We start from the raw sequence: 13,442 nt of genomic DNA on the forward strand, positions 1-13,442 counted from the left end.
AGAAGCTGTTAGTCATTATGACAAGGCTCAAGATTCTCGTAATTATCTTTATTTTAATAATATATAGTACTTGATTAGGATTAAGCTGGTCGTTTAAAACGTCGCAAGAGCGCAACCATGTGTTGATGCTGGATATATTGACGACATTTCCAGGACCAAGCTTGTGCCTGGTAGCCGGGAGCCTATCTGTTTCACTGATTTATGCACTTGCGTATTTCGATTTTAGCCGGGCTGCTAGTGGGCACGACCCTGGCCGCGTGCCAGCCAGAATTGCCCTTGCGAGTGAGTGTGGTGGGCGACGTGCTGCTGGCCCGCAGCGTGCCCACGGCCCTGGCGCGCGACAGCAGCGCGCTGGCTCACCGCGCCCGCACCTGGTGGGCCGACAGCCGCTACGTTATTGGCAACCTGGAGTGCCCGCTCACAACCACCCACCAGCCAGTGGCGAAGCCGTTTGTATTTCGGGGGGCTCCGAGCTGGGCCGGGTGGCTGCGCCGGTTAGGATTCACCCACGTTTCGCTAGCCAATAACCACACGCTCGACCAGCACCTGACCGGCTTACGCGATACCTACCAGGCCGTGCGCGCCACCAATGTGGGGGCCTTGGGCTACCAGCCCGACTCGACGGCTGGGTGCCTGCCAACCCTGCTGGGTGCTGATAGCAGCGTGGCCGTGCTGGCCTATTCCGCATTCCGGGGAACAATGGCCGGCGAGAGCTGCGTGTGCGGCGGACACTTCAGGGCCCTGTGCGAGCGGTTGGCTACCTACAAAACCCTGTTTCCCAAGCGGGCGGTCCTGGTCTACCTGCACTGGGGCACCGAATACGCCGGCCTGCCCACCCGGGAGCAGCGGCAACAGGCGCGCACGCTCATCGACTGCGGGGCGGCGGCCGTAGTCGGCGCCCACCCCCACGTGGTGCAAACCGTGGAATATTATCGTGGCCGCCCCATTCTCTACAGTCTCGGCAACTTTCTGTTCGATCAGCAGGGCTCGGCGACGGACCTGGCGGTGCAAGCCGACTTCGACCTGCGCGACGGGCGCGTAGTGGGCACGTTCATCCGACCGCTACAATTGGTGGGAGCCGTACCCCAAACAGCTAATGCTCCCGCTCAAGCCGGGCTGGCGGCTCGTATTCGGCGCTATTCGCCGGCGGTACGGCTGGTGCCCGACGGGACCGGGAGCGGCTGGCGGCTACAACCCGTCGGGGCCGGTGCTGAGTTCGATTCGGTGGCCGGCTTCTTTGAGCGGCGAGTAGCCGTGGCAGGTCCGGCCGGGCCCACCACGGCACGGCTGCGCTACCTGCCTTACGCCCGGCAGTCGCAGGTGTGGGTGCCGACTGCTAACGGGGGTTACTCGACCCTCACTTTTCGGTTTCCCGTTTACGCTTTCGGCACGGGGGATGTGGACAACGACGGCTATGCCGACGTGCTTATTGGCCCCATTAAGCCCACCCGCTTTGATGGGGCCCGGCACCGGCGGCTGTTCGTGTATTTCCTCGATTCGACGGGCCAGCTACAGCCGCGCTGGCGGGGCTCACGGCTGAGCTACCGGCTGCTTTACTTCAAGACGGTGCGGACGCCGCCCGGCCCGACATATGTTCGCACGCTTGAACAAGCCCCCAATGGGCGCTACTGCGTGGGACGTTACCACTGGCAGGGCTTTGGCCTGACCCTGGATGGCTTTTTGGCCCCGCGACAGTCGCTGGACGCGGCTTATCGGGACTTCGTTTTATGACCTCCTCTTTTTTCTCCTTATCAGCATGAACCGCAAACTTACCCTGTCCCTTTGCGGGATTATCCTCGCCTTGGCGCTCGGCGCGGGCTACTTTTTCTGGCAACGCAAGGCGCCACCCCGGCCAGGTTCCGGAGCCCAGGCGCCACTTGCTGCCGACGCACCCAGCGACGCTGCTTTACCCGAGAGCAATGGTGCGGGGCACGCCAACGGGTTTGGCGAACGGGTGCCGGTGGTGTTCACCGAAGACAAAGCCATGCTGGCCCAGGTGCATGCCCGGCCGTACATCAAAGAGTACTACACGTACGAGAAGCGAGGCCCGCTGCCAACCTTCGACTATAACCAGCCTTTGGCCGGCAAATCCTACCTCGACCTGGTGTTGCTCCGCAATACCCTCTACGCGCGTAACGGCTACTGCTTCATGAACGCCACGCTACGGCGCTACTTTGACAAGACAACTTGGTATACCCCCCTCTGGAGCGAAACCACCGACTCGAAGGGCGAGCCTATTGCCGCCGCTGTTATTCCGGTGCCGCTCAACCAGCAGGAAGCCGCGTTTGAGCGCAAGCTGCAAGCGCTCGAAGCCAAGCTGCTGGCCGGCCGCATAGCGCCGCAGGGCGGCTACCCCATGATTAACCTTGATTTTGTGACTAATCAGCGCGAGTTTGAGCTTCCGGCCGCGCTACGCACTGCGCTCACCCGCCAAAACTTTGCCATCGTACCCACCGAGGAGGAACAATTGTTCTACCTCTACGACAAGGGCGAGTATGCCTTCACGCCGGCCTTTGTCACCACCGATTTATTCCTGCAACTGCTCCACAAGTACTTCAACGGCATTCTCAGCGACGTGGAGGAAGAGCGCCTTCTGCCCGTGGTAAGTACCATGCTGAGCCAGGGCAACACCCAGGCCCGCACCCTGGCCCAGCGGAGCCAGCAGCCCGAAGCGCGCGCCGCTGCTGAGTGGGCCGCCGCCTACTATGCCGTGGGCCAAAGCCTGCTCACCGGCCGTTCGGGCGCGGTACCCGAAGCCTACACGACCCTGGTCGCGGCCGAAATTGCCGCGGCCAACCAAGCCGAGGGTAAAGGCTCGGTGCTGCTGCAAGACTCGCTGTTTCAATACAGCGCCCTCAAACCCCGCGGCATGTACACCCGCAACGATACCACGCGCCGCTACTTCCGCACGGTGAAGTGGCTGAACACGGCGCCGGTTTTTCTGGATACCGACGCCGGCTTGCTGCGCGCCGTGGCCCTGGCCAAAGCCGTCGCGGCCAGCCCAACGGCCACGCGGGGCTTCCAGACCTTCACCCAGGTGCTCGATGTGCTGGCGGGTGAGGAAGACAACCGCTCGCTCACCAACCTGCTCAAGCTGCTGGCGAGCCCGGACTACGCCGGCAAAACCCTGGATGAGCTGGCCGCGCCGGCCGTGCTGGCCCGCTTGCGGCCCGCGCTGGTAGCGACCGGCACCGACCGCATTCATGCCAAGGGCATCACCGCGCATGCTCAAGAGGCCCTCGACCGTCCTACCCTGCTCTTCACCGCCGGCCGCTACTCGTTCGACGGCGAAATCTTCTCCCGGCTGATTGAAGTGCGCAACCAAAGGCGTCCGTTTCCGAAGGGCCTGGACGTCTTTGCCACCTTTGGCAACCGCACCGCCCAGGACGTGCTGCTGAACCACTACCGCGAAGCCACCCAGTGGCCCGCCTACCCCGACACGTTGCGGCAACTGCAAAAGCAGTTCGCCGCTGCTCCAGTCTGGGACCGCAACCTGTACACCAAAACCTTGCAGACGCTACTCAGCCTGAGCGCGCCCGCACCGGTGGCTGGCACGCCGCTCTTTACCCGCACGCCGGCCTGGCAGAAGCGCAACTTGAGCTCGGCCCTCGGCGGATGGGCCGAGCTCAAGCACGATCTGCTGCTGTATTCTGAGCAGCCGATGGCTGCCGAGATGGGTGGTGGTGGTGACGGCGGACCACCCGAGCCCGAAATTCTTGCCTACGTCGAACCCAATCTGCCCTTCTGGAACGCGGCCCTCAGTCTGCTGGCTTTTCAGGACCGGGCCCTCACCCGTCTGCAAGCCAATACGCCGCACCTGAGCGGCTTAAACAAGGAGCTCCGCGAGAAGATTGAAGCTATGCGCACGGTTGCCCAGCAAGAACTACGGGGCGAGAAAGTTAGCCAAGCAACTATGCGGGATCTGTCCGAGATTGGCGGCTGGGCCGAGCAGCTCACCTTCAACATTCTCAAAACCGACCGGCTGCCCGAACGCGAACGGCACCTGGGCGTAGTGGCCGACGTGTACGCTTACAACTCCTTCATGCTGGAAGAAGCAGTGGGCGCGGTGGATGCCCTGTACACGGTGGTCGAAATCAACGGTATTGCAGTAACCGCGGTGGGCCCCGTGTTCAGCTACTATGAATTTAAAAGCCCCACCCGCCTCACCGATGAGGAATGGCAGACCAAGCTGAAGACCGCTCCGCCGGCCCGGCCCACCTGGCTGCGCGAACTTATCGTACCAGGACCTAAATTCCCCAAGGCGGAGCACTACTAAGCAACAGCGAGGTGTTTCGGACGCTGCCACCACCTCCAAAACAACAAGGCCCGCCGATTGGCGGGCCTTGTTGTTAGCAGCGGGAGCAGTCACTCCCAGGGGCAGTGGCTATTCCACCACCACGCGCTGGATGCTGGGGCTGCGCTCGCCTACCTGCACGGTGAGCAAGTAGGTACCAGTGGGCAAGCCAGTAGTGGCCAGCTCGGCGGTCTTGCCGCTGAAAGTGCGGGTGCTTATCAGCTGGCCCAGCAAGTTGTGTACGGTAAGAACGGCCGTGGGCGCGGGGGCGGCCAGGGTCACGTGCAGAATCCCTTTACCAGCAACCGGGTTGGGCCACACGCTGAACTCGCTCTTGGTAGCATTAGCGGTGGCCGAAGCTATGGTAACCGTGAAAGTTACTCCGGAGCTGGTGCCGCCGGGGGTAGTCACCACGATGTTACCGGTAGTGGCACCAGTGGGTACGGTAAAGGTGATGGTGGTAGCATTCACCACGGTGAAGCCCGTGATTGGGCTGCCGTTCAGGCTCACTCCCGTAGCACCGGTGAAGTTGGTTCCGGTGATGGTTACAACGGTGCCAACTGGCCCACTGGTGGGGCTCAGCGAGGAAATAGCCGGCAGAATCGCGGTACAGGTAGCACTCAGGCTAAAGGCACCCTTCGAAACTTCCCAGCCGGTAACGAACACCTTGTAAGCGGTGCCAGGTACCGAAGTGAACGTCACGTTCGACGCCACCGAGTTGGCGCTACACGAGGCGGCGTCGTCGTTGCCGCCTACGCAGGTGTAGCTGCCGCAAGTGCCCGAAAACACAAACAGCTTGGTATCGAAGTCCGTAGCGGGGCTGCAAGTGGAAACGGTAATGCGTTGGCCGTTGCCCATGATCGTATAGAACATTCCTCCGGCATCAACGACCTCGTCGCAGGTTTCGGTCGGGTCACCAGTAGCAGTGACGTCCTCGGTAGAACCGGTTACGGTTTGGCCGCAGAGTAGCGGCAGGGCATTGGCGCAAAGGTCGTTGACGGGGGGAACCCGGAAGTTAGTGGAGGAGCTGCCGGGGCCGCCCGCAGCCTGTACCGTGATGGGCCCGGTGGTAGCGCCGGCCGGCACTGTCACGGTAATCTGGGTGGGCGAGTTTACCGTGAACGTGGGAGCTACCGTGCCGTTGAACGTCACCTGCGTGGTACCCGTGAAATTGTTACCGGTGAGCACCACCGCTGTTCCGGCGGGGCCAATTGTCGGCGTAAAGGAGCTAATAACCGGAGCTGGAATAACCGTAAAGCTGGCTACCGAGACGCCAGTACCTGCCGCCGTAGTTACGGTAATGGGCCCGCTAGTGGCTCCGGGAGGTACCACTACGGTGATCTGAGTAGCCGAATTCACGGTGAATACGGGCGCGTAGGTACCGTTGAACTGTACCCCAGTGACGGCGGTGAAGCCCGTACCCGTAATTACCACGCTGGTGCCGGCCCCACCCGTACTAGGCGTGAAGCTGACGACGACGGGCGGGCTCGCAACCACGAAGGGCGTAGCCGAAGTGCCCGTGCCGGTGGGGGTCGTTACCGTAATGGGGCCCGTGGTCGTCCCCGGGGCTACCGTAGCCGTAATCTGGGTGGGCGAGTTCACCGTGAAGCTCGCGGCGGGCTGGCCGTTGAAGGCCACGGCGGTGGCTCCGGTGAAGTTGGTACCAGTGATAACGACTACCGTGCCCACCAAGCCGCCCGCGGGCGAGAAGCTCGTGATAGTGGGCCCAGGCACGGGTATCACGGTAAAATCTACGTTCGAAATATCGAAGAAATAATTATCGGCTGCTTCCACCATTACCCGGGCTTGGGTGGTGGCTACGTTAGGAGCGGCAATCACCGCCGAGCCGTCGTTGGCCTCGTTTAGGGCCAGTACCACGGGGTAGGTCAGGCCCCCATCGAGGCTCATACGCAAGTTCACGCGGGCGCAGCTTACGGGCGGCGCGGTGGTGTTAGCCACGTCCCAGGTAATGGTTTGGGCCGATCCCCCGCTCCATGACTGGGCCGTGTTTGGAGCGGTCAGCACGAACGGGCCGGCGGTGCTGCTCACGTTTAAATTCACTAAGGAGCTGAAATTCACGCCTCCGACTACACCCAGCGGGCCTGAGTGCTCGTCGCGGACGGTGCAGCGGAACTTCAGCGTACGCGTTACCGTAGGCAGCCGCTCTCCGATCACCGTTGTGTTCGCCACCAAATTGCTCAACCGGGGGAAATAGCGGGTGCCGGAAGCAGAGGGCACAAACGAGCGGAACAGCGGCACTGTGCTGCCCGGAACCTGGGCCGTGGTCGGCGAGCCGACGGGCCCCAGGTCCAACTCCTCCCATAAATAGGTCAGCGCGTCGTTTTGGGTGTCGGTACCAGTGGCCGTCAGCTTAAAGGGCGTGCCGATGGGCAAGGTTTTGCCGCTGGCCGGAACCGTGACGCTGGGGGGCGTATTGTCGGTGGGCTGGCGGGTGCCGCAGGGCGTGCTTTCAATAAAAGTGCGCATCTGCTCGTAGCTGCCGGTGTGGAAGAAGGCATCGGAATTGGGCTGCAAATCGTGGGCCGCTCCGCAAATACCGGCGTACGCCATGATGGTCGACCCCGAGCCCGGCTCCCAGGCGGTAGTGGCTTCACGGTTGCCGCCGCCGCAGTTGACTCCGTTTCCGTTGAAGGTGTGGCTGCCCCCGAACTGGTGCCCCATCTCGTGCGCTACATAGTCGATATCGAAAGCATCGCCCACCGGGTTGGGCGATCCGGTAACTCCCTGGGCCTTGCGAGTAGCCACGCAAACCGACCCGAGGGAAGCAATTCCACCGCCCCCGGTGCTGAACACGTGGCCAATGTCGTAATTGGCCGAGCCAATGATATTATCTATCCTGGTTTGGTTCTGCCGCAGCATGGCTGAGCCGTCGTTATTGGTATAGGGCGAAGGAGTGCCCGTCCCGCTCAGGATAGTCAGCAGGTCGTTGTTGGGCACCAGCACCATGCGAACGGCCAGCTCTCTTTCGTATACGCCCACCACGCGGTTGACAGAGCTGACTTCCGCCGCCATCACGCTGGCCATCGTGTTCCCTCGGGCTAGGGAGTACTCGGGGGTGCAGGCCAGGGCCAGACGGTAGGTGGTTAGCTGCGAGCCGCTCGCGAGAGCCCTGGCAACCCCAGTGGCGGGCCGCCCATTCGCACTACCACCCCGCTGGGCGAGGGTCGTTTTCGATTCAGCATCGGGCCGAAAGCCGCAGGTGGGGGCCGGAGCGCCCTCCCAGTTCATGTCCCGCTTGTAAAAACCGAGGTAATGCCGGGTATCGGTTGGAACCACGGGGTCGATATAAAAGCTATTGCCCTCGGCCGTAAGCACCTGGGCGTGAAATCCCCGCGGCGTCAGGTCGAGCCGCACCGAGGCGGAGGCGTCGTCCAGGCCTACGCCAGCGTACGTCTTGATTTCAGGAAACCGGGCCGCCAAGGTGGGCGCCATCACTGGAGCCTCGTGGATGGCAAACCGGCCGGTGGTTCCGTTGGGCAGGGGCAGGGCCAGCACCAGCGGAGCGGTAGCCGACCGGGCCGCGAGGGCCTTTTCCGCCGGGGCCGTGGCCAGGGCCGCGCGCAGGCCCGTCAGGTCCAGGGTAAGCGCCTGGGCGCGGGGCAGCGTGTTCAGCCGCCGGGCGGCAATGGCCGCACCCCGGGCCTCGTCATCGGCCCGGAAGAACTGCGGAACCGGCTTGTTCTGGGCGTTTGCCGCCGGGGCCAAGCCAAGCGCGAGTGCCAGCAGAGCTCCGACGCGACGCAGGCCGGTCACGGCCCCCGAAGCCGCTGCTGAAAGATGAGTGGCCGAGCGGCCCTGGTACCGTTGTTTCATAGTAACTGTTTAAATGTAGTTTGATGTGGAAATGGTAAAGCTAAGAAAAACTCTGGCAGTAGCAGTAACGTGACGTGGTATTCTGAACCTCTCGTTAGCATGATAGCGACCAAGCTCTCCATCCTGCGAACAAGACCAGCAGAGGAGGCATGATAAAATAAGGTGCCATGGCCTAAATTAAGACCCATGCTAGCAACTAAATACTGTCCTCCCAGGAAACCAAATAAGGGTGCTCCCGGCGGCATTACAAGAATCCGCAACCCGATTATTCAACAAATGCTCGTCAGTTGCAATTGAATAAAAACCGGTCATCGGTAAGCAGAGCCCTCTAAAGAACTTTCGGCTCCGCATAGGAAACCGAAGCCAATTCTCAACCTGCTTGCAGGTACTTCACCATTAGCTCGGCCGTTTTCTTAGCCGCCTGATGCTGCCCCAGCTTCTCTCGCAGCTCCGCGTAGCCGGCCTTGATGCGCGCCAGATAATCCGCATCGGTGAGCATAGCTCGCAGCTCGTCGAGCAGGTTACGGGCGGTGAAGTCGCCTTGAATGAGCTCTTTTACGATGACGCGGCCCGCAATTAGGTTCACCAGCGAAATGTAGGGCACCTTAATCACCATTTTGCCAATGGCGTAGCTTAGGGTGCTGGTGCGATAGCACACGATTTGAGGCACGCCAAACAGCGCGGTTTCGAGCGTGGCCGTGCCGCTGGTGACCAGGGCCGCCGTGGCGTGGCTCAGCAGGTCGAACGTTTGGTCGAACACGAACCGGATGCCATTGCGGTGAAAATGCCGGTAGTAGTTGGGGTCCAGGTTGTTTACGCCGGCCACCACGAACTGGTACTCCTGAAAGCCCGGCAGGATGGCGACCATTTCGTGCAGCATCTCCTCGATCTCCTGCTTGCGCGAGCCCGGCAGCACCGCGATGATGGGCCGCTCGGGGTCGAGGCGGTTGCGCTCAAAAAAATCGGGAGTGGGCTGAAATTCCGCAATCGAGTCGGCCGTGGGGTTGCCAGTATAATCTACGCCGTAGCCGAATTTCTGGTAGAACTCCTCCTCAAAGGGCAGGATGACGAACATCTTGTCCACGTGGGCCTTCACCTTCTCAACCCGGCTCTGGTTCCAGGCCCAGATTTTGGGCGAGATATAGTAAAACACCTTGATGCCATGCTCCTTGGCTACTTTGGCCATCCGCAAGTTGAACCCCGCGTAGTCCACCAGAATCAATACATCGGGCTTATAAGCGAGCAAGTCCTGCTGGCACTGCTTGAGGTAGGCCCGGAATTTGAGGATGCTGGTGGCCGCTTCCACAAACCCCATAATGGCCAAATCCTGGTAATGGCGCACCAGCTCGCCGCCTTGGGCTTGCATTTGGTCGCCGCCCCAGTAGCGAAACTGCGCCGCCGCATCCTGTTGGCGCAGCTCGCGCATGAGGTTGGCCGCGTGGAAGTCGCCCGACCGCTCGCCGGCAATGAGATAGTACTTCAACCTAATTATGTCATCCTGAGCGCAGCGCCAGACCTTATCACGTCCGCACCGCAAGGGTTAGTAGTTCTGACGAAAGCGCCCGTGATAGATTGCTTCCTTCGTCAGCATGGCCAGTGAGCAGACTTACCCGCCGTAGTACTCCACAAAATTGCGCGGCGTCTCGTAAAGTTTCACGCAGTGCAGCTTGGCTGCAGTGATGGCTGGTAGTTCCCGTTCCAGAATTTGCCAGAAGGCAATGGCCAGGTTCTCGGTGCTAGCCATTTGGCCCGCCATGAAGGGGACGTCGAGGTTGAGGTTCTTGTGGTCGACCTGCTCGGTAATGTGGGTGCGCAGCAGGTCGGAAAGCGCTTTCAAATCAACGACAAACCCCGTTTCGGGGTCGGGCTCACCTTTCACGGTCACGATGAGATCGTAGTTATGGCCGTGCCAGTTGGTGTTGGCACAGGGGCCGAACACTTCGCGGTTGCGCTCCTCACTCCACTTCGGGTTGTGGAGCTTGTGCGCCGCGTTGAAGTGTTCCTGCCGGCTGATGTAGATCATTTTCTGAGGGGGTGATGGGCTGGCGGGTTGATGGGCTGATTGAAAAGCTAGTTGGCCTGCGGCACGTGTTCAACGGGTACGAAGCCTTGATAAGCTGGCGGCCACGACTAGCAATCATTCTCTACGAACCGGCCGCCATCGGGCCGCTAGATACTCAGCCTCCCAAAGGCACATCAACCCTTAATTTTCGCAGCAAATATACGAAGAGCGATACGCTGCATTACGCTCTAGCCTGCCTATCAGGTGGGTCCGCACGTCGCAGGCCACTGGAAAACCGTCACCGAGCAGCATTCGGGATAATCTTCAGAACTCTCCCACCAAGCCGCCCTTGTAGGCCCCTGCTCGGGTGTGCTCATGGAGCACGAGCAGGGGCCTGGAATGATTGGGGCAGGTGTCGGCGGCGGTTTCGTCAACCCTGTAATGATTTGGCTGAGCCCGCGATATAGTTTGCACCTGGGGCCCCTACGCTTAACTCACCTTTTCCCGCACTCGTGTAAAATTCAGTGAGCCCAAGCGTAACTGGGTTCTAGGTTTAGGCTAGCAAAGGCTACAACATGTTCTCTTCTCCCTTCAACAGTTCCCTGCTTGTCCCGGAGACAATCGCTAACCACTCAGTGTATACCGGCACAAAGGTTGGCGAATTATTTCCTTAATTATTACTACGAATGAAAGTAAGCAAACGACGGATAAATTGGATGAACTGAGTTTATATCGCCGATCGGGGCGTTTATTAAAAAAACGAGCCCGCTCATCCAAATCCTCTCCCTGCATATCACCAAGCCCTTTTTTAAGCCGTTAGTTAGTGTGTTTTGCCGAGCCAGACCCGTGAGTCTGGCTGAGCGTGTACGGGTTGTTTACGCTGCCTCAGCCACAGGCAAATCTTTTTCACCTTAACCAACCAACCCATGAAAACAAACACGTGGAAGAATCCCAAGCAATTGACCCGTATTTATTTTCTGACGGCCTGCTATTAAACGAGCCCACCAGCAACCGAACAACTCCCACAATAATAGCTTCACTGGCTCGGCTCCGACAGTTGAGTTGGACCTGCAGGCCGCGACGGGCCCGGAACAAATAATTGCTCTTCCACCTCACTACAAAAAACAGGCACTCCAGGCAACCCGCCCGCGTACTCGCGCATCTGGCACATTACAACAAGTTCAGCGCTTCAAGCCCCAATCTGGTGCTTTGGTTAATGAGAGCATACGTATGAGACGCCTCGCTCTCATTTCATCATCGAAAAGCCCCGTTTTGTCATTGTTTTACGGAGAGGGGCTGATGGTAAACGCAACCTTTGCATCTGCCTATCAAAGTTGCCAGAACCCATACGGTTATTAAATAGCAAGTCTCACCCTCAAAAATCCAGGATGTACAATCCTGAAAACACGAATCACCCATCACGCTCACCCCTTTCTCATCTATGAAACAAACTTACCTGCTGGGGCTTGCGCTCTTGAGCGCAACCTCCGCCCTGGCGCAGGCTGACCTGCCGGATTTCCAACCGCCGCGGCGGCAGACGGCCGTCTCCCGCCCCGGTCCCACGCCCGGCTTCCGCCCCAATCCCCAATCGCGCATCGGCGGCGAACTGCAGCAACTGTATCAACGCTCGCGCCAGGTGGGGGCGGCCAGCCAGCTCCAGCGCGAATTTGCCGATCTTTCCGTAAGCGCCCCCCAGGCCGGCGCGGCCCAGCGGGGCGCGGCCGCCTCGGCCCCCGCCGTGCTCGTGCGCGTCACGGCTCAGGAGGTGAACGCGCTGCTGCCCCAACTCACGGCCCGCGGCTTTCGGGTGGTGAGCTCCTATCCCCAGCTCCACTTCGTCGAGGGCTACCTGCCCCTGACCCAACTGGCTCCCGAGCAGGCGGGCGTGAGCGCGCTGGCCCAGCGGGGGCTGTTGGGTGTACTGGCCGTGCGGCGACCCGAGACTGGGGCTGGCAAAGTGCAAAGCCAGGCCGACTTCGTGCTGGGGGCCAACCGGGTGCGCGGGGCGCGACCCACGGGCTATACCGGCCAGGGCGTGCGCATCGGTACGCTCAGCGACTCGTATAACGCGCTGGGGGGCGCCGCGGCCGACGTGGCCTCGGGCGACCTGCCCGCCACCGTACAAGTGCTCGACGACCTCGAGGGGGGGACGGACGAAGGCCGGGGCATGATGCAGCTCATTTACGACATTGCCCCGGGCGCTACCCAGGCCTTCGCCACGGCTTTCAAGGGCGAGGGCTCGTATGCCGATAACATTCGGGCCCTGGCCGATCCGGCCCGCGGCAATTGCCGCATCATCGTCGATGATGTCTGGTACTATGAAGAGCCCTTCTTTCAGGACGGGGTAGTGGCGCAGGCCGTGAATGAAGTCACCACTCAGCGTGGCGTGGCCTACTACTCGTTAGCCGGGAACTCGGCCAATCGGTCATCGGAATACCTCACGCCCACGTTTCTGCCCACCGCCAATGGCTCGGCCGACCTTAATTTCGCCCCGGCCAGCAGCCCCTCGGATACGCGCCAGCGATTTCGCATCCCTAAGGGGAGCAACTTTGCGCTTACGCTGCAGTGGAGTGACCCATTCTATACCACGGCCGGGGTGCGGACCGACCTGGACGCGTATTTCTTAGCGCCTAATGGCGACACCATCGCCCGTGCGAGCGACAATAACCGGGCCTCTCAGGCCCCCGTGGAGACGTTAAGCTTCACCAACCCTAATAGCAGCCCCAACGAACTCTTCGACCTGGTGATTGCTCGCCGGCCGGGTACGGCTAACCCCGCCCGGGTAAAGTATATTATATATAATGGGCCGGTGCCGGAAGAGTATTTCGTTGGCAGCGGCACCGTTGTCCAGCACGCGAGCGCGGCGAGCGCGACGGCGGTCGCCGCTACGCCCTCGTTCGACCGCCTGGTGCCAGAGCCGTTCACTTCCATTGGCTCGCCCACCATCCTCTTTGCCCCGGACGGCACCCCGCTGCCCACCCCCGTCACGCGGCCCAAGCCCGACCTGGCAGCCGTCGATGCGGTGAGTACCACTTTTTTCGGAGCTCCCGTAGCCGACCCGCAGGACGGGTACGTGTTCTTTGGCACGTCGGCGGCGGCGCCCAACGCGGCAGCCGTCGCGGCCCTGCTCTGGCAGGCCGAGCCCAGCCTCTCGCCCCTGCAACTGCGCACCCGCCTGCAGAACACGGCCCGCGACCTCGGCGCCCCCGGTTTCGACAACGTCACCGGGGCCGGACTCATCAACGCCTACGACGCCATCTTTGGCCCGCCCACCCCCCTCGCCCCGCCGCTGACGGAGACCTTCGACGCCCC

At 61.2% G+C, this 13,442-nt stretch carries 6 protein-coding genes; 3 read left to right on the forward strand and 3 right to left on the reverse strand.

All coding sequences use genetic code 11. From position 1 onward, the window contains the following. Positions 1 to 201: 201 nt before the first annotated feature. Both IC235_RS20115 and IC235_RS20120 read left to right on the forward strand, forming a co-directional pair. Positions 202 to 1,731, forward strand: a complete 1,530-nt coding sequence (locus tag IC235_RS20115) for a CapA family protein (protein WP_191007006.1) — start codon at positions 202 to 204, stop codon at positions 1,729 to 1,731. A gap of 25 nt (positions 1,732 to 1,756) precedes the next feature. Next, complete coding sequence (locus IC235_RS20120) at positions 1,757 to 4,276, forward strand: DUF3160 domain-containing protein (protein ID WP_191007007.1); 2,520 nt, start codon at positions 1,757 to 1,759, stop codon at positions 4,274 to 4,276. A 108-nt stretch (positions 4,277 to 4,384) separates the two neighbouring features. Here IC235_RS20120 and IC235_RS20125 read toward each other — a convergent pair whose 3' ends face one another. The 3 genes from IC235_RS20125 to IC235_RS20135 all read right to left on the reverse strand — a co-directional run bounded on the left by IC235_RS20125 (position 4,385) and on the right by IC235_RS20135 (position 10,151). After that, the gene (locus tag IC235_RS20125; protein WP_191007008.1) at positions 4,385 to 8,128 is read right to left on the reverse strand and encodes an IPT/TIG domain-containing protein; all 3,744 of its coding nucleotides are present in this window, start codon (positions 8,126 to 8,128) and stop codon (positions 4,385 to 4,387) included. 370 nt (positions 8,129 to 8,498) lie between these two features. Continuing rightward, the gene (lpxB, locus tag IC235_RS20130) at positions 8,499 to 9,611 is read right to left on the reverse strand and encodes a lipid-A-disaccharide synthase (protein ID WP_191007009.1); all 1,113 of its coding nucleotides are present in this window, start codon (positions 9,609 to 9,611) and stop codon (positions 8,499 to 8,501) included. Positions 9,612 to 9,734: 123 nt separating this feature from the next. Next, positions 9,735 to 10,151, reverse strand: a complete 417-nt coding sequence (locus IC235_RS20135; protein WP_191007010.1) for a 6-pyruvoyl trahydropterin synthase family protein — start codon at positions 10,149 to 10,151, stop codon at positions 9,735 to 9,737. 1,420 nt (positions 10,152 to 11,571) lie between these two features. Between IC235_RS20135 and IC235_RS20140 the strand changes: the two genes are divergently transcribed. Continuing rightward, on the forward strand, positions 11,572 to 13,442 hold a 1,871-nt coding region (locus IC235_RS20140), incomplete at its 3' end, for a S8 family peptidase (protein WP_191007011.1).

The organism is Hymenobacter montanus, assembly GCF_014699115.1.
Lineage (GTDB): Bacteria > Bacteroidota > Bacteroidia > Cytophagales > Hymenobacteraceae > Hymenobacter > Hymenobacter montanus.

Coding starts and splice junctions, on each gene's coding strand:
- IC235_RS20120 (WP_191007007.1), top strand. CDS start 1,757: ATGAACCGCAAACTTACCCTGTCCCTTTGCGGGATTATCCTCGCCTTG.
- IC235_RS20135 (WP_191007010.1), bottom strand. CDS start 10,151: ATGATCTACATCAGCCGGCAGGAACACTTCAACGCGGCGCACAAGCTC.
- IC235_RS20115 (WP_191007006.1), top strand. CDS start 202: ATGCACTTGCGTATTTCGATTTTAGCCGGGCTGCTAGTGGGCACGACC.
- IC235_RS20125 (WP_191007008.1), bottom strand. CDS start 8,128: ATGAAACAACGGTACCAGGGCCGCTCGGCCACTCATCTTTCAGCAGCG.